20 protein-coding genes are annotated in these 20526 nt (G+C 69.2%); 7 read left to right on the forward strand and 13 right to left on the reverse strand.

What is annotated here, in order from left to right; genetic code table 11:
• Nucleotides 1–87: 87 nt before the first annotated feature.
• A complete protein-coding gene (locus tag VME70_12425) occupies nt 88–765 on the reverse strand; it encodes a GntR family transcriptional regulator (GenBank protein ID HTW21002.1) in 678 nt (225 codons plus the stop codon).
• Between the two features lie 66 nt (nt 766–831).
• Here VME70_12425 and VME70_12430 point away from each other — a divergent pair, with 66 nt between their 5' ends.
• Genes VME70_12430 through VME70_12445 form a run of 4 tightly spaced genes read left to right on the forward strand, consistent with a single transcriptional unit; the run spans nt 832 to nt 5237 of the window.
• A complete protein-coding gene (locus VME70_12430; GenBank protein ID HTW21003.1) occupies nt 832–1716 on the forward strand; it encodes a xanthine dehydrogenase family protein subunit M in 885 nt (294 codons plus the stop codon).
• Entirely contained in the window at nt 1713–2336 is a 624-nt protein-coding gene (locus VME70_12435; protein HTW21004.1) for an SRPBCC domain-containing protein, read from the forward strand. Before VME70_12430 ends, VME70_12435 begins: the two co-directional genes overlap by 4 nt.
• Before the next feature lie 56 nt (nt 2337–2392).
• Entirely contained in the window at nt 2393–2869 is a 477-nt protein-coding gene (locus tag VME70_12440) for a (2Fe-2S)-binding protein (protein HTW21005.1), read from the forward strand.
• Complete coding sequence (locus tag VME70_12445) at nt 2862–5237, forward strand: xanthine dehydrogenase family protein molybdopterin-binding subunit (GenBank protein HTW21006.1); 2376 nt, start codon at nt 2862–2864, stop codon at nt 5235–5237. Before VME70_12440 ends, VME70_12445 begins: the two co-directional genes overlap by 8 nt.
• A gap of 22 nt (nt 5238–5259) precedes the next feature.
• Here VME70_12445 and VME70_12450 read toward each other — a convergent pair whose 3' ends face one another.
• The 4 genes from VME70_12450 to VME70_12465 are packed head-to-tail and all read right to left on the reverse strand — an operon-like array spanning nt 5260 to nt 8834.
• Entirely contained in the window at nt 5260–5811 is a 552-nt protein-coding gene (locus tag VME70_12450) for an HD domain-containing protein (protein ID HTW21007.1), read from the reverse strand.
• Between the two features lie 34 nt (nt 5812–5845).
• Nucleotides 5846–7018, reverse strand: a complete 1173-nt coding sequence (locus VME70_12455) for an NAD-dependent epimerase/dehydratase family protein (protein HTW21008.1) — start codon at nt 7016–7018, stop codon at nt 5846–5848.
• On the reverse strand, nt 7015–8067 hold the full coding sequence (locus VME70_12460) for a hypothetical protein (GenBank protein HTW21009.1): 1053 nt from the start codon (nt 8065–8067) through the stop codon (nt 7015–7017). The genes VME70_12455 and VME70_12460 overlap by 4 nt, the downstream gene beginning before the upstream one ends.
• Entirely contained in the window at nt 8004–8834 is an 831-nt protein-coding gene (locus VME70_12465) for a glycosyltransferase family 2 protein (GenBank protein ID HTW21010.1), read from the reverse strand. Before VME70_12465 ends, VME70_12460 begins: the two co-directional genes overlap by 64 nt.
• 36 nt (nt 8835–8870) lie before the next feature.
• Between VME70_12465 and VME70_12470 the strand changes: the two genes are divergently transcribed.
• Nucleotides 8871–10496 carry a glycosyltransferase family 39 protein gene (locus VME70_12470; GenBank protein HTW21011.1) on the forward strand — a complete coding sequence of 542 codons (1626 nt, stop codon included), beginning with the start codon at nt 8871–8873 and terminating at the stop codon, nt 10494–10496.
• Between the two features lie 100 nt (nt 10497–10596).
• Here VME70_12470 and VME70_12475 read toward each other — a convergent pair whose 3' ends face one another.
• A complete protein-coding gene (locus tag VME70_12475) occupies nt 10597–12042 on the reverse strand; it encodes a hypothetical protein (protein HTW21012.1) in 1446 nt (481 codons plus the stop codon).
• A gap of 235 nt (nt 12043–12277) precedes the next feature.
• On the opposite strand from VME70_12475, the gene VME70_12480 reads away from it, so the two are divergent.
• Nucleotides 12278–13795, forward strand: coding sequence for an NAD(P)/FAD-dependent oxidoreductase (locus tag VME70_12480; protein ID HTW21013.1), 1518 nt, complete (start codon nt 12278–12280; stop codon nt 13793–13795).
• Here VME70_12480 and VME70_12485 read toward each other — a convergent pair.
• From VME70_12485 to VME70_12510, 6 genes are all read right to left on the reverse strand, one after another.
• Complete coding sequence (locus tag VME70_12485; protein ID HTW21014.1) at nt 13684–14994, reverse strand: hypothetical protein; 1311 nt, start codon at nt 14992–14994, stop codon at nt 13684–13686. The genes VME70_12480 and VME70_12485 overlap by 112 nt on opposite strands.
• A 63-nt stretch (nt 14995–15057) precedes the next feature.
• The gene (locus VME70_12490; protein HTW21015.1) at nt 15058–15342 is read right to left on the reverse strand and encodes a MoaD/ThiS family protein; all 285 of its coding nucleotides are present in this window, start codon (nt 15340–15342) and stop codon (nt 15058–15060) included.
• Between the two features lie 8 nt (nt 15343–15350).
• Entirely contained in the window at nt 15351–16466 is a 1116-nt protein-coding gene (locus VME70_12495; GenBank protein HTW21016.1) for an exo-alpha-sialidase, read from the reverse strand.
• A 161-nt stretch (nt 16467–16627) separates the two neighbouring features.
• Nucleotides 16628–17590, reverse strand: a complete 963-nt coding sequence (locus VME70_12500; GenBank protein HTW21017.1) for an ion channel — start codon at nt 17588–17590, stop codon at nt 16628–16630.
• Nucleotides 17591–17675: 85 nt separating this feature from the next.
• Nucleotides 17676–18455, reverse strand: a complete 780-nt coding sequence (locus tag VME70_12505) for an ABC transporter permease (protein HTW21018.1) — start codon at nt 18453–18455, stop codon at nt 17676–17678.
• Nucleotides 18455–19402 carry an ATP-binding cassette domain-containing protein gene (locus tag VME70_12510; protein HTW21019.1) on the reverse strand — a complete coding sequence of 316 codons (948 nt, stop codon included), beginning with the start codon at nt 19400–19402 and terminating at the stop codon, nt 18455–18457. Before VME70_12510 ends, VME70_12505 begins: the two co-directional genes overlap by 1 nt.
• A 43-nt stretch (nt 19403–19445) precedes the next feature.
• Here VME70_12510 and VME70_12515 point away from each other — a divergent pair, with 43 nt between their 5' ends.
• Entirely contained in the window at nt 19446–20267 is an 822-nt protein-coding gene (locus VME70_12515; protein HTW21020.1) for a TetR/AcrR family transcriptional regulator, read from the forward strand.
• Nucleotides 20268–20288: 21 nt separating this feature from the next.
• On the opposite strand, the gene VME70_12520 is transcribed toward VME70_12515, so the two are convergent.
• The coding region (locus VME70_12520) for a hypothetical protein (protein ID HTW21021.1) at nt 20289–20526 on the reverse strand (238 nt) is incomplete at its 5' end.

Consider the following 20526-nt stretch of genomic DNA (forward strand, 5'->3'; position numbering starts at 1 on the left):
GAGCGCCGTGGCGACCGACCGCAGACCGCCTGCCGCGGCCTCCGCTGACGTGCTGCTCACGCGACCCGCCCTCCGACCGTTTCGACGCTACTCCGGACGAAGCACCGGCCGAAGCCGAACGCAAGCAAGGCCGCCGGCCCACTGCACGTGCCGGCGCATGGACCGGCCTGCTTCTCCGCGCCGCCCGGCGCGCAGCGCGGCCGCGACTGCTCGGTGCTGGCTCTCCGCGGTGGTCATGTCGTTCGCGGTGTAGGCCATGAACGAGCGATAGGCCTCGGGAATCGCGCAGATCTGACGGATCATCGTGCACAGCCGGTCGCTGCCGGAGGCCTCGGCGATCGCGTAGTGGAACGCCGTGTCGGCGGCGAGCTGCTCGGCCGCAGGCGCCTCGTGCAGTCGGGCGAGCTGGTCACAGCTGCGGTCGAGCTGGTCCAGCGCGTGACCATTCATCCGGGTTGCGGCCAGCGCGGCCGCCTCGGCCTCGAGGACGGCGCGCAGGTGGTAGACCTCGGCGACGTCGGACTCGGAGAGCGCCAGCACGGTGGCGCCACGGTTGCGCTCGAGTGCGACCAGCCCGGTGCCGGCAAGCAGCAGCAACGCCTCCCGGATCGGGGTCCGGCTCACCCGGAAGCGGGACGCGAGCGCCTCCTCACGCAGCCGGGTACCGGGCGGCAGGTGGCCGTCGAGGATCTCCTGGGTGAGGCGGCGGGCCAGCAGCTCCGCCGTGCTCTCGCCTCGGTCGAAGGCGGTCACCGGGTCGATCACGCCGGTCCTCTCCGCGGGACGCGCGTCTTGACTGCACGGCACTTGATTGCATACTTGCATACAATTATGAAGGCCGCACCCTTTGGCTACCACCGCGCGAGATCGGTCTCCGACGCGGTCGACCTGCTGACGGCGTACGACGGAACCGCGCGAGTGCTGGCCGGCGGGCAGAGCCTGGTCCCGATGATGAACATGCGGCTGATCAGGCCGGACGCCGTCGTCGACATCGGAGGCATCACCGAGCTCGGCGTCATCCGCACCGACGGTGACCGAACCGTGGTCGGCGCGACGGTCCGGTACAGCACCCTCGAGCGCTCGCCTGAGGTCGCTGTGCGGCTGCCGCTGGCCGCGACGATGGTGCGGGCGATCGGCGACCGCCACGTTCGCAACCGCGGGACGATCGGCGGCAGCCTCGCGCAGGGCGATCCCACGGGAGAGATGCCGCTGGCCTGCATGACGCTCGGTGCGGTCGTGCGGGTCAGCGGGCCCGACCGCGTCCGTGAGGTTCCGGTCGCCGAGCTCTACGAAGGCTCGTACGCGACCTGCCTCGACCCCTGCGAAGTGCTGACCGAGATCGTGTTCCCGGCAACCCCACAGCACCACGCCTTCGCCGAGATGACCCGGCGACACAACGACTTCGCCGTGATCAGCGTGGCGGCGGTCGCGTCCGGCAACGCCGTGTCCGGCTTCCGCGACGTACGGATCGGGCTCGGCGGCGTCAACGACACCCCGGTGCTGGCCACCGAGGCGAGCACCGGACTGGCCGGCACGGCGATGAGCGATGCCGAGATCGCGGACGCCGCCCACGCGGCGCTCGCCGCGGTCGACCCGCCTACGGACATCCGGGCCAGCGCCGAATATCGCCGCCATCTGGTTCCGATCTACGTGCGCCGGGTGCTCGAGCAGCTGCGTGCCGCGTCCGCCGCCTCGCCCCAAGGAGACCCGTCGTGAGACTGCATGAGGAGTTCCGGATCGGCGAGCCGGTCGATGACGTCTGGCGCTTCTTCGAGCAACCGGAGCGGGTCGCCGAGTGCATGCCCGGCGTCGAGGAGGTCCGGGTGATCGACGCGGACAACGTCGACGTCCGCGCCACCCAGGCGATCGGCCCGATGTCCGCAACCTTCGAGGCGTCGGTCGAGGTGCTCGAACGCGTGGCGGGCGAGCTGATCCGCTTCCAGGCCACCGGCAAGTCGGTGCGGGGAGCCGCGGGCCACATCCGCAGCACCAACGAGGTCCGGCTCTCCGGCGTGGACGGCGGTACGTCGGTCACGATCGACGGTGACGTCGTCCTGGCCGGTGCGCTCGGCAGTGTCGGGCAGAAGATCGTGGCGAAGCAGGCCGGCAAGGTCACCGCTCAGTTCGCCGAGAACCTCCAGTCGGCGCTTCGCGGAGAGCCGCTGCCGGCGGCGAAGCCGAGGCCGGTCCGCGGTCCGTCCGAGGTGAGGCGCGTTGCGCCCGGCGACGCCGGCGCCCCCATCGACTACTGGAGCCGGATCGCCGCGGTCATGAGCACGATCGCCGCCGTACTGTCGTTCATCGCGATGATGCGCACCCGGCGGCGGGCGTCGTGACGGCCTCGGCGCACGTTCCGCTCGGCACCGAATCCGCCGGGGTAGGCGAACCGAACATCGTCGTGACCGTCGTCGTGAACGGGACGCGGGTCACGGAGACGATTCCGACCCGGCTCAGCGTCACCGACTTCCTTCGCCACCGGCTCGGTCTCACCGGCACGCACGTCGGTTGCGAGCAGGGCGTCTGCGGTATGTGCACGGTCGTTCTCGACGGCGAGGCGGTGAAGTCCTGCCTGATGTACGCCGCACAGCTCGACGGGCACGAGGTAGAGACGGTCGAGTCGCTTGGTGACGGCGATGCGCTGTCCCCGCTGCAACAGGCGTTCAAGTCGGAGCACGGCCTGCAGTGCGGCTTCTGCACGCCGGCGTTCCTGATGACCGCGACGGCGCTCGCGCGCGGCGGCGAGCCGTTGACGCGCGAGGAGATTCGCGAGGAGCTCGCCGGCGTACTGTGCCGGTGCACCGGTTACGAGTTCATCGTCAACGCGGTCGAGCGACACCTCGGTGCCCGGCCGGGTGCAGCGGATGACTGATCTCGACGAGCGGGCGGTCACTCGACCCGCGATGCGGATCATCGGCACCGACGTGCCGCGCAAGGAGGACGACCGCCTGCTGCGCGGGGCCGGCCAGTTCGTCGACGACGTCAACCGGGCGCACGTGGTCGAGATGGCGGTGGGTCGCTGCCCTTACCCGCATGCTCGGATCCGCAGCATCGACGTGCAGGCCGCCCGTGAGCTGGACGGCGTCTACGACATCCTCACCGGTGCCGACATCGCCGAACGCAGCGAACCGATCGGCATCCTGCGTCCCGTGCCCGGAGCGCCGGTGATCACCCACTACGCGCTGGCCCAGGACACCGCGACCTACGAGGGTCAGCCGGTGGTGAGCGTTGCGGCCCGGACCCGCCACATCGCCGAGGACGCGGTCGAGCTGATCGCGATCGACTACGAGCCGCTCCCGCACATCTCGGACGTGGACGCCGCGCTCGCTCCGGGCGCGACCGTCATCCAGCCGGACGCCCTCGAGGACAACCTGCTGGTCTGCAACCCGCAGGGACGGGGTGACGTCGAGGCCCGGTTGGCGGAAGCCGACGTGGTGGTCGAGGGTCGCTTCGTGGTCAACCGCGTGACCGGGCTGCCGATGGAGACCCGCGGCGTGCTCGCCGAGTGGCAGCCGGGTGCCCGGATGCTGACCGCGCGAGTGTCGACGCAGTCGCCGCAGCTGGTTCGCAAGCAGCTCGCCGAGTGCCTCCGGCTGGACGAGGGACACGTTCGCGTCGTCGCATCCGACGTGGGTGGCGGCTTCGGGCTGAAGCTCGGCGCCTACCCCGAGGACGTCCTCGCCGGCCTGCATGCGATGACGCTGCGCCGGCCGGTGAAGTACGTCGAGGACCGGCTCGAGCACTTCCGCGCAACGACGCACGCGCGCGAGTCCGTGCACGTCTACCGCATCGGCGCGCGCGCGGACGGGCGAATCGTCGGGATGACGGACGCCTACGTCAACGATCTCGGCGGGCTCAACTCGCCGTTCGGGTCCTCGCAGCTGTCGACGGTGGTCTTCAACGGCCCGTACAAGGTCGAGGACGGCTTCGTCGAACGCCGGATCGCGGTCACGAACAAGACGCCGATCGGCGCCTACCGGGGGTACGGCCAGCCCGAGGTCAACTTCGCCTACGAACGGCTGATGGACACCCTCGCCCGCCGCCTCGACCTGGACCCGGTCGAGCTGCGCGCGATGAACATGGTCCAGCCCGAGGACTTCCCATGGGTCAACCCGGTCGGCGCGATCTACGACAGCGGCGACTACGAGGCCTGCCTGCGCATGGCGGCCGACGCCGTCGACTACCAAGCGCGGCGCGCAGCTGGGCGCGGCCCGGCGCCCGACGGCCGTTACCGCGGCGTGGGGTTCTCGTCGTACGTCGAGCGAACCGGCTACGCCAGCTCGAAGTTCCTTGCCGCCCGGGGGTCGCTGTTCGGCGCCCACGAGTCGGTCACGATCCGGGCGAACCGTTCGGGCGGGATCGACCTCTACTCCGGCGTCTCGAGCATCGGCCAGGGCAGCGAGACGGTCTTCGCGCAGATGTTGAGCGAGGTCGTCGGTATCTCCTACGACGCGATCACGCTTCACCACGGCGATACCGGCAACTCGCCGCTCAACACCGGCGCGTTCGCCTCCCGCACGGTGATCGCCGCGGCAGGCGCGCTGCTCGAGGCAGGCGACCGGTTCCTCGCCAAGACGCTGCGGATCGCGGCCCGGAAGCTCGAGGTCGATCCCGCTCAGCTCGAGCTGGTCGGCACCGTGGTGCGGATGCGCGCGGACCATGGCGTGTCGGTGTCTCTCGCCGAGGTCTTCACCGGCGCGATCCTCGGCCAGGGCATGCCGGACGGCGAGAGCCCCGGTCTCGACGAGACAGCGTATTTCGAGCCTCCGGAGGCGGCGTACTCGTTCGGGACAGCGGCGGCGACGGTGAGCGTCGACGCCGAGACAGGTGAGTTCACGATCGAGAAGCTCGTGATGGTCCACGACTGCGGCACTCCCCTGAACCCGAAGCTGGTCGAAGGCCAGGTCAGGGGCGGTCTGACCCAGGGTCTCGGCCAGGCGCTCGGCGAGGAGCTGCGCTACGACCCGGAGAGCGGGCAGCTGGTCAACGGAACGATGCTCGACTACTTCGTCCCGACCGCGGCGGACCTGCCGCCGATCGAGCTCGGGCACACCGAGGTCGCGTCACCGGTAACGACCTTCGGTGTCCGCGGCGCCGGCGAGGTCGGCTGCATCCCCGTCGCGGCCGCGGTGGCGAACGCCATCTGCGACGCACTCGCTGAGTTCGGCGTCGAGCTCGACCGCCTGCCGATCACACCCGAGCTCGTGTGGCGCGCGCTGGAAGCCGGCCGCGCCGGCTGAGGCACCGGCGCAGACCTCGGGCTCAGTCGCGGACAACCAGTAGGTCGGCCGGCGTCCGGTCGAAGATCTCGCGCGCCATCGGCAGGAACCGGTCGAGGGACTCGGTCGGGTACGCCGGGTCGAACGACATCTGGTCCCACCGCTGGCAGAACCGAACGCAGGACTTGAAGTACGGATGGTCGCGGTACCCGTCGCGGATCGTGCGGTCCTTACCGATGTGGTGGAAGTAGTAATAGCCCTGGAAGATGTCGTGATGTTTCACGACCCACCAGTTCTCCGCACCGACAAACGGCCGCAGCACCGACGCGGCGAGCTCGGCGTGGTTCTCGGGCGCAAGGTTGTCGCCGATGTCGTGCAACAACGCGCAGACGACCGTCTCCGTGTCCGCTCCGTCGTTGAGCGCACGGGTCGCGGTCTGCAGGGAGTGCGTGTAGCGGTCGACTGCGGCGGCGCCGGGATCCTCATCCTTCAGCAGCTCGAGCTGACCGAGCACGAAGTCCAACGTCGGCACCGAGGGCCCGTCCATCCGGGCGCAGTCCTCCGCGGTCATCCGATCCATCCGCGTGTACGTCATGCTCACAACCTCGCGTACGAAGTTCGCCGCCCGGCTAGCTGCGGTCCTTGCGCCAGAGCGAGCGGGCGGGGATCTTGTCGATGTCGACCCGATCGACATAGCGCTGCGCGATCGCGGTGACCTCTTCGAGCAGGCCCTCTTCGAGGGTGATCGGTGAGAGGCCGAGCTCGATCAGCTGGCCGTTCTCGACCATCAGGTCGTTCTCCTCGGCCTCGTTGCGCGGGTTCTTCACGTAGTCGATCTCGACGTCGGTGAGTCGCGACACGAGTTTCGCGAGGTCGATCAGCCGGTGTGTCTCGGTCATCTGGTTGAGCACCCGCACCCGCTGGCCGGACTGCGGCGGGTTCTCCAGCGCGAGCTGGATGCAGCGCACGGTGTCCTGGATGTGAATGAACGCGCGGGTCTGGCCACCGGTGCCGTGCACGGTCAGGGGGTAGCCGATCGCCGACTGCATGAGGAACCGGTTGAGCACGGTGCCGTAGTCGCCGTCGTAGTCGAACCGGTTGATCAGCCGCTCGTCGCGGCCGGTCTCGGCGGTCTGCGTGCCCCACACGATGCCCTGGTGAAGATCGGTGACCCGCAGGCCGTCGTTCTTGTTGTAGTACGCGAACAGCAGCTGGTCCTGGGTCTTCGTCATGTGGTAGATCGACCCGGGGTTCGGCGGGTAGAGGATCTCCGACGACACGGTCTCGCCGTTGCCGACCGGGATCTCGACCTGCAGGTAACCCTCGGGGATCTTGACCCCGGCCGTGCCGTAGCCGTAGACGCCCATCGTTCCGAGATGTACGACGTGGATGTCGAGCTCGGCCTCGACGATCGCCGCGAGCAGGTTGTTGGTCGCGTTGAGGTTGTTGCTCACCGTGTAGCGCTTGTGCCACGACGACTTCATCGAGTACGGCGCCGCCCGCTGCTCGGCGAAGTGCACGACCGCGTCGGGCTGCCATTCCTGCAGCAGGGTGAGCAGCCGGTGGTAGTGCACCGCCACGTCGAAGCGCTCGAAGCCGATCTCCTTGCCGGAGACCTCCTTCCACGCCTTCAGCCGGATGCCCATCGGGGTGATCGGCGTCAGGGACGACGCTTCGAGCTCGATGTCGGCCTGCCGGCGCGCGAAGTTGTCGACGATGCGCACCTCGTGGCCCTGCTCGGACAGGTGCAACGAGGTGGGCCAACCGCAGAAGCCGTCGCCACCGAGAATCAGGACCTTCACCGAACCACCCTTTCCACGTCCGCCGGCTGCGCCGACGCGCGCCTCGAGCCTAGCGACACGACCGCGAGCACGGTGAGCTCGGCGAGAACGGTCACGAGCCGCGACGCGATCGCCGCCGCCTGCAGCTGCGAGTGCGGATACAGATCGTGCAATAGCCAGATATAGACGACTTCGCGTACGCCGACTCCACCGGGCGCGAAGACGACGACCAGGCCGACCGCCCACGCGACGCACGCCGCGCCCGCGACGTACAACGGGTAGGTCGGCTCCCGGATCCCCGACACCGCAACTTGAGTGAGAATCCCGGCGACGCCGTAGGCGACGTACCCGAAGGAGTACGTCCCGGTGGCGCGCAACACGCCCGAGTGCGTGACCCGGCTGCGCCGCTCCAGCCAGCGCCCGCAAAGGATCGGCAGCGGGAGGACGAGCGCGAGCGGCAGCCAGACCGGGTTGTGTACGGTCGCCCACAGCGCACCGATCCCGATCGCCGCCGCCAGCACGATCACGTTCTCCGCGGCTACCGCTGCTGCCTTGTCCCGAACCCGACCGCGCACCGTGGTGGCGCGAGTCAGTGGCGCCCAGATCCCGCCCGGCAGGTAGCGCGTCACCTGCGTCTTGCACCACTGCTCGAACGGCCGGCGATGGATGCGTTCGGTGATGAGCACCGACCAGCCGCAGGCGAGCGCGATCCACCATACGAGCGCGGCGAGGTAGGCGAAGCCGAGCGCCCAGAGCCGGATGTGGTTGATGTCGATCTTGGTCGCGGCCCGGTAGGTGATGTAACCGACGAGCGCGATCGCGAGCGGCAGGTAGACCACCCTGGCGATCGCGATGGCCCGCGGAGCGCGTCGCTCCACCGCCTTGAACCGATCGTTCGTGCGAAGCGCGAACGCGTGCAGCCGCGCGCCGAAGCTTGGCTTGCCGACGATGACCGGCGCCGGGTCCGGCGGAAGGTCGAGGCCCTCCTGCCCGGGCGCGATCGCCATCAGCCGGCCGCCGGCCGACTCGGCCGACCCGCGCGCCTCGCCCGCGTCGACTCGCGCCACCACGTCGTGAGAATTACCCGCGCGTAGCGCCCGGCATACAGGAAATTGTGACCCTTCTTGCTCTCGCCGGCGAGCCGCTTGTGCATCGTGATCGGCCGCTCGGCGATGCGGTAGCCGTGGTAGATCGCGCCGATCAGCAGCTCCGAGGTCTGGTACTGGACCTGGATCTGCGGAACGACCTGGGTCAGGCCGACCCGCATCGCCCGGAAGCCGCTCGAGGTGTCCGTGACCTTGGTGCGGGTCAGCAGGCTCACCAGCCCGGCGAAGAAGGTCACGCCGGCGTGACGGAAACGGTCGTCGGTCTCCGCCGTGCCGAGCACGCGGGACCCGATCACGAAGTCGGCCTCGTCGCGAACCAGCGGCTCGAGCACGGTCGGGATCTCGACCGGGTCCCACTGCATGTCCGCATCGAGCGTGACGACGTACTGGGCCGCGAACTCACTCGCCAGCTGGTAGCCCAGCCGCAGGGCGATGCCGTGGCCGCAGTTGCGGTCGAGCCGGGCGAGGTAGACCCGTTCGCGGCCCTCGACCACCTCGCTGGTCCCGTCCGTGCTCCCGTCGTCGATCACGAGCGTGTCGACCTCGAGCCCGCAGGCCGTCTCGGGGATCGCGTCCAGCACCGCGCCGATGCTGTCGCGCTCGTTCAGCGCCGCGATGACCGCGACGGTGGGAGCGAACTTCAGCGTCTCGTGCCGGCGGCGGAAGTCCTCCAACGCAGCCGAGCGCACCGCCTCGATATAGGGGCGGTCCTTGCGGTTGCTGGGAGGCACGACCCATACCCTACGGTTCGGCGGTACACGCGATACATGACGCAATCCCGACAGGAAATGCACGTGCCCGGTGAGACGACCCAAAACGACGACTCCGCGGTGCTGCTGACCGGCGCACCCGCACCCGAACCGGACGTGCGGGTGGATGCCGGCGGCACCGCGCCCACGCCTGTGGCCACCGGCCGGTACGAGCGCTGGATCCGGCCCGCGGTCGTGGTCGTGCTGCTCGCATCGGTCGCTCTGCGCTTCATCGCGCCGTCGCCGCTCTGGCTCGACGAGGCGCAGACCGTGTCGATCGCGCACCGGTCACTGCCCCACCTGTTCAGCGCGCTGCGCGAGGACGGCTCGCCGCCGCTGTACTACCTGCTCCTGCACTACTGGATGGCCGCCTTCGGGACCGGCGACTTCGCCGTACGGTCGCTGTCCGGCATCTTCTCGGTGCTGTCGCTTCCGGTGATGTACGTCGTGGCCCGCCGGTTCAAGGTGGTCGGGGACACCGGCTGGCCGGCGCTTCTCCTGCTCGCCACCTGCCCGTTCGTGGTCCGCTATGCGAGCGAGACGCGGATGTACTCGCTGCTGCTCCTGCTCGTCCTGCTCGCGATGCTCACCTACGAGGCGGTCTGGCGCACCGGCGGGTGGGGGGCGAACATCGCCGCCGCGGTGGTCACCGCTTGTCTGGTGCTCACCCAGTACTGGTCGTTCTTCCTGCTCGCGACCTTCGTCGTAGCGGTGGCCGTCGCTGCGTGGCGCGGCCAGCGCCGTGCGTTGCGCCTGCTGGTCCCGATGGTGGTCGGCTGCCTCGCCTTCATCCCGTGGTTCCCATCCTTCGCCTACCAGAACGCGCACACGGGAGCACCGTGGGGCAGCCCGCCCGGTTTCGAGGTTCCGCTGCTCACACTGGGTGCCTGGGTCGGGGACGGGTTGACCGCGCCGTTCCTGCGGTGGTGCTACTACCTGCTCGCGGCGATCGCGTTGATCGGCTACGCGACGACCACCGGACGACTCAGCTTCGGCCGGCCGGTACGTCGATGGCCACTGCTCGTGCTCGGTTTCGGCGTCGTCGTGATGGCGGTGGGCGTGATCGCCAGCAACCTCACCAATACGTCGTACTCGCCGCGGTACAGCGCGATCGCGGTCGCTCCGATCCTGCTCGTCGTGGCGGCCGGCATCGCGGCGTTGCCGATCAACTACCGCACGCCGGTCCTCGCGATCGTCGTTGCGCTCAGTCTTGCGAGCGCGGCTCTGATCCCCGGCCAGCTCCGAACCCAAGCCGGTCAGGTCGCGACCATCCTGAAGGCGGCGAACCCGCACGACCTCGTCGTGTTCTGCCCGGACCAGCTCGGGCCGGCGGTCAACCGGCTGGCTCCGCACGAAGGCACCCAGGTCGTCTACCCGACGTTCGGGTCGGCGGCGATGGTCGACTGGGTCAACTACGCGCACCGCAACGAGACCGCCAACCCGATCGCCTTCGCCCGGACCGCGCTCAAACGAGCCGCCGGTCACCGGGTCTGGCTGATCTACCAGGAGGGTTACAACACCCTCGCCGGTGGCTGCTCGAGCCTGCTGTCGTCCTTCACCGCCGCTCGCGGCGTACCGAACCAGGCACTGCTGCCCCACGGCGCGTTCGAGAAGTACGCGGTCGACGAGTTCCCCGTCAAGTAACCCCCTCGCTCGTACGCATGGCCCATTGGTGGGGCTATAGCCCCACGCATGGGCCATTGGTGGGCCGATGACCCCACCTATGGGCCATGCGCACCAGGGCTCAGCCGGCGGGGGGCGGAGCGCAGGTGCTGAGCACCGTCCACTGAGCGACCGCCGGGCCGACGACGCCGCGGTAGTGGTAGCTCGAGCGCTCGTTCTCTAGCACCCGTGGTGCCCGGCTGATCTGGAACACGGTGCCAGTCGGTGTCGGAACGATCCCGATCGTGCCCACCGGTACGTCGAGATGCCAGGCGACCAGTGGCACCTGGAACCGCTGGGTGTTGACCGGACCGCAGCGCTCGATCGCAGCCCGCCCGCCCGCAAGTGCGATCGCGCGCGGCAGCGCGTTCTCGAGTCGCACCGCGAGCCGGCCGCTGTGGACGCCGGTGCGCACCTGGCGACCGAGCGTGATCGCGCGCGGGAGCAGCCAGAGCGCGAGCACGACGCAGACCAGGCCCGCGGCAGCGAGAGCGTCTCGGCTGCCCAGCCGCGAGTGCCGCACCCACCGCAGCAGGTCCGACACGAAGACGCCGACGACCACGCACGCGAGCGCGTCGCCGGGCAGCAAATAGCGCGGAGCACCAGTGGCGAAATGGCCCTGCGCAAGGACCGCGTCGACGACGAGCCAGCCGAGCGCGCCGAGGCCGAGCCAGACCGACGCGTTCGAGCGCGCGTCGCGCCACCACATCCACACCGCGACCAGGAAGCCGATGACGAAGAGGATCTCGACCGGTGCCGAGAGCAGCTTCCACGTCTCGCGCACGGTCGCGAGACCGGGCTCGCGGCTCAACAGCGGGCCGCCCTGGCTCTGGTGACTGGCCGCGTTGGCCGACCGGTTGAACTGACGCGCACCGAACCAGTCGATGAGGAACCAGGAGAACGGCACGAACATGCCGACCGCAAGGGCGATCCAGCGCCGCAGCCACGAACCCGGCCACGCCAACCACAGCAGGTAGCAGATCAGGAACGGCCAGGCTTCCGGCCGCAGCCACGCGGCCGCCAGCAAGGCGACCAACGCCCACCGGCGGCGTCCGTCGACGTACAAGTCGATCGCAGCCAGTACGGCGGCGGCCGCCATCGGCTCGGACATGCCCTGGACGAGCAGGTAGGCGAGGAACTGGTTGGACGCGGCCAGCCCGATCGCGGCCACCAGCCCGGCGGCCGGACCGCCGAGCCGTGCCGCCAGGCGGTAGGCGAGCACCAGCGAGAGCACGGTCGCCGCTCGAGCGACCACCAGCCACAGCGCGGGCGCGGCCGACGTTCCGAACAGCGCGAACACGGTGTCGAACGCGATTGCCAGCGGCTTCACCGAGGTTGCCGCAAGGCGGGTGTCCAGGTGGAGATGGATGATCTCCCGGCCCCAGATCAGCCATGACCAGGGGTCGTACGCGATGCTGCGCGGCAGCACGAGCAGCGAGATGGCCCCGAGCGCAAGCGAACCGAGCAGCATCAGCGGCCAGCCGGGGAGCCAGTACGCCGACCGCGACCGCCCGCCGCCGACAGTCATCGGGCGAAGATCGGGTGGGCGCCTGAGCAACGTGGGTCGTCCCGATCGTCGTAAAAGGGCGCCGCTTTCCGCGCCGCCGGGCCAGCAGGGACTGACGATATCGCCGCCGTGTCGATCTTCGTCGGGTTGGCCGCGCGCGGGGTGGGCACCTTACGATGGGATGACCGCCATCATCGACACGTGGGGCTCCGGCCGGAGCCGCGTCATGGATGCGCGAGTAACCCGGAGGAGTTCGGTGTCGCGGCAGGACGAGCAGGTTGCTGTCATCGGAGCCGGCCCGGCCGGCCTGACCGCAGCCTATGCGCTGGTCAAGGCCGGTCGCCCGGTCACCGTGTTCGAGTCCGACGACGTCGTCGGCGGGATCAGCCGCACGGTCGAACGCGACGGCTGGCGCTTCGACATCGGCGGGCACCGGTTCTTCACGAAGGTCGGCGCGGTCGAGGATCTCTGGCACGAGATCCTGCCCGAGGGCGAGTTCCTGCTGCGCCCCCGGATGAGCCGGATCTACTACGACAACAAGCTGTTCGACTACCCGCTGAAGGCCTCGAACGCGCTGAAGAACCTCGGCATCGTCGAGGCGGTCAAGTGCGTGCTGTCCTACATCTGGGTCCGCATCCACCCGCCGAAGGACCAGTCAACCCTCGAAGGCTGGGTCGCGGCACGATTCGGCTGGCGGCTCTACCGCACCTTCTTCAAGACCTACAACGAGAAGGTCTGGGGCGTGCCCGCGAGCGAGATCGCCTCGGACTGGGCGGCACAGCGGATCAAGAACCTTTCGCTGTTCAATGCGGTGCTCAACTCGTTGCTCCCCCGGCGCAACCAGACCGAGATCACAACCTTGATCGAGGAGTTCCAGTACCCGAAGCTCGGGCCCGGGATGATGTGGGAGCGCTGCACCGAGCTGGTCCGGGCCGGTGGCGGCACGGTCGAGATGACGACCGCGGTCACCGCGGTGAAGCGTGACGAGACCGGCGCGACCGCGGTCGTGACAAGCGACCGCGACGGTGTGTCGACGACGACGCCGGCGACCGCCGTCATCAGCTCGATGCCGTTGCCCGCGCTGGTGCTCGCGATGGACCCGCCCGCGCCGGACCGGGTTCGTGCCGCCGCCCACCGGCTGTCGCACCGGGACTTCCTCACGGTCGCGCTGGTCGTGCCGGAGTCGGCGAGCTTCCCCGACAACTGGATCTACATCCACTCCCCCGACGTGAAGGTCGGACGGATCCAGAACTTCGGCTCGTGGTCGCCGTACCTGGTGAAGGACGGTCGCACCTGCCTCGGCCTCGAGTACTTCGTCTTCGAAGGCGACGAGCTCTGGACCATGCGCGACGACGACCTTGCGATCCTCGCCGAGAAGGAGCTGATCGAGCTCGGGCTGGTCGGCAACGGCCAGGTCGAGGCGTCGTACGTCGTGCGGATGCCCAAGGCCTACCCGGTCTACGACGAGGGCTACAGCGACGCGGTCGACGTGATTCGCGAGTGGATCGCCGCCGAGGTGCCGAACGTCTACCCGGTCGGCCGCAACGGCATGCACAAGTACAACAATCAGGACCACTCGATGATGACCGCGATGCTGTCCGTCGACAACCTGGTCAACGGCACCTCACACGACGTATGGGCGGTCAACGTCGAAGAGGACTATCACGAAGAGGACTCCTCGGGCCGCAAGCCGGTCGCAGCGGGCGCCGGCACCGGTCGAGGTGCGCCGGTCGTCCCGAGAGCAACGACCAGCAGCCCGAGCGGCAACACGTAGTGGTTGAAGAAGGTCTGCGTGTTCGCGAGGTCGTAGGCCCACATCACGACGGCGCAGGACAGCGCCAGCCCTGACGAAGTGCGTGGAACGCGAGCGGCAATGACCGCATAGCTCGCCAGCAGTGTCGCTGCCAGCAGCCAGAAGCCGACCTTGTGCCCGTGCTGCAGCAGCAGCGCCGAGACGTTCAGCGCCTTGGTCTTGGCGGCGAGCGCGAGCTGCGCGTGCACCGCGTCATGCCACAGGTCGCGTGGCCCGGCGATCAGCCAGGGCAGGACGATCGCAAACGCGATCAGCGCCGAGCCGATCGTGCGGCGCAGCCCGAACGACGGCCAGATGGCAAACACCGGCACGAGCAGCACGATCGGCTGCTTGCTGGCCAGCGCGAGGGCAAGGGCGACCATCGCCCAGCCTTGGCGATCACGGTCGACCGCGAGGACTGCGGCCGCGAGCAGGAGCACCAGCAGCGGCTCGGTCCAGGACCGGTTGATGAGGTAGACCCAGTCCGGCATGACGATCAGCAACGCGGCCAGCATGGACGAGCGGGCGGTGCCGTAACGACGGAGCACCAGCGCCGACACCACGGACGCGGCCAGCAGGCCGAACCGCACGTCTCCGGTGACCCAGCGGAACGGCGCGAGCAGCAGCGTGCTGGCCGGAAGGTACGGGTAGACGTTCTGCAGCCCCGTGCTGTGCAGCCAGTGCTGGCGATACAGGTCGTCGCCGTGCAACAGGCCGGTGCTCGACTGCTGCAACAGGTCCCACACGTCGATGTTCGGGTCATTGATCAGGACGATGGTCACGATGCCGGCGGCGGCGGCGAGCGCCACGACCGCGTACCAAGCGGCGCGCTGCCACCGCTCGGGCACGAGCAGCGCAAGCGTTGCGCCCGCGGTGGCCGCAACGCTCAACAGGTGGATCGCGAGCAGGTCGCCGCCATGGATGTAGAGGAACGCCTTGGACGGCGCGACGACCGCTTCCACGACACACACCAGCAGGGGCACGGCGAGCAACCGCCGGTCGGGGATCTCGAGCCGCGCGCCGCTACCGGCCACGACCACGGTCAGCGCGAAGCCGACCACGATGCAGGCGAGTCCGGCAGTGCTGTAGTAGCCGGCGTGCGCACTGTCGCCGATCGCGAGCAGACACCAGGCGAGCAGGATCGCGGCGCTCGCGGCCTTGCTGCGAGCGGTCGCGGTCACCGGACCTCCCGCTGCCGACTCCGGCACCGCAGCCGGCTCGACGCGACCCTACCGGCGTCGCCGTCAGCCGCCCGCCATCGCGCCGATCACGTAGAACGGCTCGGCGCCGCTCGCGACCGCCGCCGGCAGCGGCGCGTCCGGTGGCTCGTGCGAGAGGTCCTCCTCGCAGGCGAAGAACCGGATGAACGGCCGGCGTCGCATCGTCGCCGGGTCCCGGATCGTGCCGGACAGCGCCGGGTAGGAAGCCTCCAGCGCGTCGATCACCGCCTGTTGGGTCGGCGGGTCGCCCACCTCGACCGTGATCTCGGATCCGACTCCCGCGAGGTTGCGCAGATGGTAGGGCAGCACGACCCGGATCACGTCAGGGTCTGAACTTCCACCGAGAGCACGCGCGGGAGGTTGCTGATGATCGGTTGCCAGCTGTCGCCGGCGTCGGCCGAGCCGTAGACCTGGCCACCGGTGGTGCCGAAGTACAGCCCGCACGGGTCGAGAGAGTCGACCGCCATCGCGTCCCGCAGGACGTTGACATAGCAGTCCTGCTGCGGCAGCCCTTTGCTGAGCGGCTCCCAGTCCTCGCCGCCGACCTGGCTGCGGTAGACGCGCAGCTGGCCCTCCGGCGGGTAGTGCAGCGAGTCGCTGGTGATCGGTACGACGTAGACCGTGTCCGGCTCGTGCGCGTGGACCGCGATCGGGAAGCCGAAGTCGGTGGGCAGGTCGCCGCTGATCTCGCGCCACGAGTCGCCGCGGTCGTCGCTGCGCATGACGTCCCAGTGCTTCTGCATGAACAACGTGTCCGGCCGGTCCGGGTGCCGGGTGATCCGGTGGACGCAGTGGCCGACCTCGGCGTCCTCGTCCGGGATGCCGGCGGAGCGCAGACCCTTGTTGATCGGCTGCCAGCTCGCGCCCGCGTCGTCGCTGCGGAACGCACCGGCCGCCGAGATCGCGACGTGCAGCCGGTCGGCGTCTCGCGGGTCGATCAGCACGGTGTGCACGCACATGCCGCCCGCGCCGGGCTGCCAGTCCGGACCGGTGCGATGCGTCCGCAGTGCCGACAGCTCCTTCCAGCTCGCCCCACCATCCGTCGTCTTGAACAGCGCGGCATCCTCGGCTCCCGCGTAGACGGTGTCCGGATCGGTCGCCGACGGCTCGAGGTGCCAGACCCGAGCGAACTCCCACGGGTGCGGCGTGCCGTCGTACCACTGGTGCGTGCCCGGTGTCCCTTCGTAGCTGAACTGGTTGCCCACCGCTTCCCAGGTCTTGCCGCCGTCGTTCGAGCGCTGCAGCAGCTGGCCGAACCAGCCGGTGGACTGCGACGCGTAGATGCGGTCGGGATCGGCCGGGCTGCCGGCCATGTGGTAGATCTCCCACCCGCCGAAGTGCGGGCCGCTGACGTCCCAGTCATCCCGGCTACCGTCCGCGGTGAGGACGAACCCACCCTTCGCCGTCCCCACCAGCAGTCGTACTCCGCTCACTTCGCCTCCTCGGTTGCCCGCGCGAGCCGCTTGCCGGGACGCCGTGGCGGCCCGGAGCGGCCCCAGTCTTGCGCGCGGGGGTGACACTTGCCGGTCACGATCCGGTCGCGATCAGGCATACCTATGAACTACCTAGCCTTCGGGCAGCGGGTCGAGCGTTCCTACCGCGCAGCCGTCCGCTGGGTCGCCAGCAGCAACCGATCGCCACTCGCCAGCACGGGATCGGTCCCGATGCCGAGATCGACCTTTCCTTCGTGCACGAGGGCGAGCACAAGGCCGTCGTGATCGCGGCGCACGGCGCTGAGGGCCTTGCCGACCGCGTCCGGTGCGGCGTCGATCTCAACCAGAGCGTGGTCGTCGGAGTCCATCAGCTGCTCGACCAAAGGACCGGCGTGCGGCGTCTCCAGTGTCTTGGCCAGGGTGTGCGCGACCATCGCGTCCACCGACAGCGTCTGCTGGACGCCGAGTGCCTCGAGCGCTTCCCTGACAGTGTTGGAGTTCGTCAGCGCGGTCATCGGAACGTCGGGCGCCGCCCGGCGCAGCAGTACGGCGCTGACAAGGACGTCGCCGTCCGTCTGCGCGGTGACGAGGATGTGGTCCGCTCCGGACGGGCGGCTGCGCTCGATCACCCCGGGGTCGGTCATCGCACCGTGAATGACGTGGACGTCGTCCGGGACCGACCCGACATCGAGGTCGGTGATCACCACGACATCCACGTCGGCCTCGTCCAGCTCGCGCACGATCGCCGGAACGGTCGGATGGTTACCGACGACGATTCGATACACGCCGGCCGGGAAGTGATGTTCCATCTGCATGAACCTCCGGATTCCTGCGGAGACCGACGCACTCGTGACGACCGCGAAGATCGCACCGAGCAACGGAATCGCGGTCAGCATGACGACCGACGCGACAATGCGGCCCGAGGTGTTGTGCGGCGAGATGTCGCCGTACCCGACCGTGGTCGCCGTCGTGACAGCCCAGTACAGCGCGCTGCCGTAGCCGATCCCCTGGGTCGCGGCGAACACGCCGGCGCCGCCGAGCACCACCACGACGAACGCGGCGAACAACACCGTGATGTGGCGCCGCACCCGGACGCTGAAGAACTTCGCAAGGAAGATCAGCACGCGGCCAGTGTCCCCGACCGACCGCCGTTGGCCGGGCACGTGATCGGCAGCAACCCAGCGTGTCGTCGCCGATCACGCCGACGGCCTAATGTGCGGTGCGGTGCCGGAACAACCAGCTTGCCGCAACTGATGCGACCACGAGAATCGCGACGCAGTAGACGACTGCGAGGACGGCTTCGTGAGCCACCGACGCGCCCGTCGAGGTGTGCCCCATCCAGAGCCCGCGCATGGTTTCGATGATCGGGGTGAAGGGCTGGTAGCGAGCGAAATCGGCCAGCACGCGGGGCATCGTGTGCGCCGGTACGAAGGCCGTGCTCACGTACGGGATGAACATCAGAACCATCGACATCGAGGTCGCCGCCTCGGCATCACCCGCGAGCAACCCGGCCCCCGCCGCCAGCCAGGACAAGGCAAGGACGAACAGCACGATGACGCCGGCCGCAGCAACCCAGTCGAGCACGGACCCGCTCGGCCGCCAGCCGAGGCCGAGCCCGACGCCGATCACCAGCGCGGTGGCCAGCAGGTTGCGCGCCAGGCTCGCGATGATGTGCCCGGCCAGCAAGGTGGCCCCCAGGACCGGCATCGATCGGATCCGGTCGATGATGCCGTTGCTCATGTCGGTCGCCACGGCGACGGCGGTCGTGCCCGCGCCGAACCCGGCGCACAGCACGATCAGCCCGGGTACGACGTAGTCGACGTACTTGCCGCCGGTGTTGAGATCGCCACCGAAGACGTAGACGAACAGCAGCATCAGCACCACCGGCAGCATCAAGGCGGTGAAAAAGGCTTCCGGATTGCGCAACGAACGCTTGATGCAGCGCAGTGTCATGACCTCCACGTCGGAGACCAGATGGGCGGCGGACATTACGCAACCTCCAGCTTCTTGTCGTCGTGGGGCGTTCCGGTCAAGGATCGGAACACGTCATCGAGGTTGGGCCGCTTCACCGTGACGCGACGCGCATCAATGCCGGCTTCGGCCAACCGACCGAGGATCTTCAGCACATCGTTGGACGACCCATCGGTGCGGACATCGAGCCGGTGCGCTGCCTCGTCGTTGCGGATCACTCCCAGCAGGCGCCCTGCTGCGCGGCAGGCCGCGACATCGGCGAACTCCAGGCGCAGCACGTCATCGCCCACGCCTGCCTTGAGCTCCTCGGCCGAGCCGCGCGCCACAACCCGCCCGTGATCGATCACGAGGATCGCGTCGGCCAGGCGGTCGGCCTCCTCGAGGTACTGAGTCGTGAGCAGGATGGTCACACCCTCGTCGACGAGCGAACGCACCGTGGCCCACAGCTGCTCGCGGCTGGTCGGGTCGAGACCCGTCGACGGCTCATCGAGCACCAGCAGCTGGGGCCGCTCGATCATGCTGATCGCAAGGTCGAGCCGGCGCCGCATGCCGCCGGAGTAGGTCGACACTCGCCGGCTCCGTGCATCGCTCAGCCCGAAGGCCGCCAGGAGCTCCTCGGCACGAGCCCGCGCGGCCTTGCGCGGGAGTCGCCGCAGCCGCGCCATCAGCTCCAGGTTCTCCGACCCGGTGAGCAGATCGTCCACCGCGGCGTACTGACCGGTGAGACTGATCGCGCGCTTGACGCCGATCGGATCGTCGAGCAGATCGTGGCCGGCGATGGTCGCCGAGCCCGCATCCGGCGGGATCAGCGTCGCGAGCACCCGCACCATCGTCGTCTTGCCTGCTCCATTGGGCCCGAGCAAAGCCAGGACAGAACCGGTCGGGATGGACAGGTCGATCCGATCAAGGACGAGCTGGTTGCCGAAGGACTTGGAGATCCCATGAGCAGTAACTGTGTATCTCATAGACGGAACTGTATGCGCGACACGCAGTTATAGTCAACGTGTTATGCCAACGACCGAACCGCCGGGCAACGACGATCCGCCGAGTACCGAGCCGCAGCCACCGCTGCCGCCGGGGCTTGACCTGCTCTGGGGACGTCGCGAGCGCGGCAGCCGAGGGCCTCGACCGGGACTGACGCTCGACGCGATCGTGGCTGCCGCGGTCGGGATTGCGGACTCCGAAGGCCTGGATGCGGTGTCGATGGCGCGGGTCGCGGGCGAGCTCGGCTTCACGACGATGTCGCTGTATCGCTACGTCTCGAGCAAGGCAGAGCTGCTTCAGCTGATGTGGAATGCAAGCGCCCAGGGTGCCGAGGCGCTCGTGCTGCCGGGGCGTGGTTGGCGCGCACGTCTTCGCGCGTGGGCGATGGTGCAACGCGAGATGCTCGACCGGCACCCGTGGATCACGCAGATGCCGATGGCTGCCCCGCCACTCGCCCCCAACTCGCTCACCTTCGTCGAGCGCGGGCTCGAGACGCTCGACCGGACCGGGCTCGACGACGCCGACAAGATTCGCGTCATCGGCTTGATCAGCTCGTACACGCTCAGCGAGGCGCGGATGGCCCACGACGCTGCGCGCGCGGCGGCGCAGGCATCGGCCGAGGCTGCGGGCGCAGCACCGCCCGCGCAGTGGAGCTTCGAATCGCTGCTACGAACCCTGGTCGATGAGGCGACCTATCCCCGGCTGTATCGGCTCGCCTGGTCGGAGTCGGTCGGAGCATCCCCGTCGGGTACGCCGGAGGCCGAGGAGTACGCGTTCGGTCTCGACCGCATCCTCGACGGAGTGCAGGTCCTGATCGACAGCACGAGGCGCCGGCGTCGTAGGTGAACGCCATGGGTCCGCGCTCGCTCAACCCACCAGCTCGGCTCGGCGGAGCACGTCGTACACCCGGGCCGCGTAGCTGCCGAAGCCGTGGTCGAGAGCAGCGAGCACCTCGGAGTACTCGTCCTCGGTGAGCGGCGGCGGTTCTCCGAGCGGGTCGGCGGGGTCGACCGGATCGAACGGATCCGGCGAATCGAAGGGGTCCGGCGGACCGATCGGATCGAACGGATCGAGCGGGTCCGGCGGACCGAGCGGGTCCGGTGGA

It is taken from the genome of Mycobacteriales bacterium (assembly GCA_035504215.1).
Taxonomy (GTDB): domain Bacteria; phylum Actinomycetota; class Actinomycetes; order JAFAQI01; family JAFAQI01; genus DATAUK01.

Bases quoted from the DNA above. Each gene is read 5' to 3' on its own strand.
- VME70_12450 (HTW21007.1), bottom strand. From the start codon at position 5,811: ATGACGTACACGCGGATGGATCGGATGACCGCGGAGGACTGCGCCCGG.
- VME70_12510 (HTW21019.1), bottom strand. From the start codon at position 19,402: ATGAGATACACAGTTACTGCTCATGGGATCTCCAAGTCCTTCGGCAAC.
- VME70_12475 (HTW21012.1), bottom strand. From the start codon at position 12,042: ATGACTGTCGGCGGCGGGCGGTCGCGGTCGGCGTACTGGCTCCCCGGC.
- VME70_12505 (HTW21018.1), bottom strand. From the start codon at position 18,455: ATGTCCGCCGCCCATCTGGTCTCCGACGTGGAGGTCATGACACTGCGC.
- VME70_12470 (HTW21011.1), top strand. From the start codon at position 8,871: ATGACGCAATCCCGACAGGAAATGCACGTGCCCGGTGAGACGACCCAA.
- VME70_12445 (HTW21006.1), top strand. From the start codon at position 2,862: ATGACTGATCTCGACGAGCGGGCGGTCACTCGACCCGCGATGCGGATC.
- VME70_12515 (HTW21020.1), top strand. From the start codon at position 19,446: ATGCCAACGACCGAACCGCCGGGCAACGACGATCCGCCGAGTACCGAG.
- VME70_12430 (HTW21003.1), top strand. From the start codon at position 832: ATGAAGGCCGCACCCTTTGGCTACCACCGCGCGAGATCGGTCTCCGAC.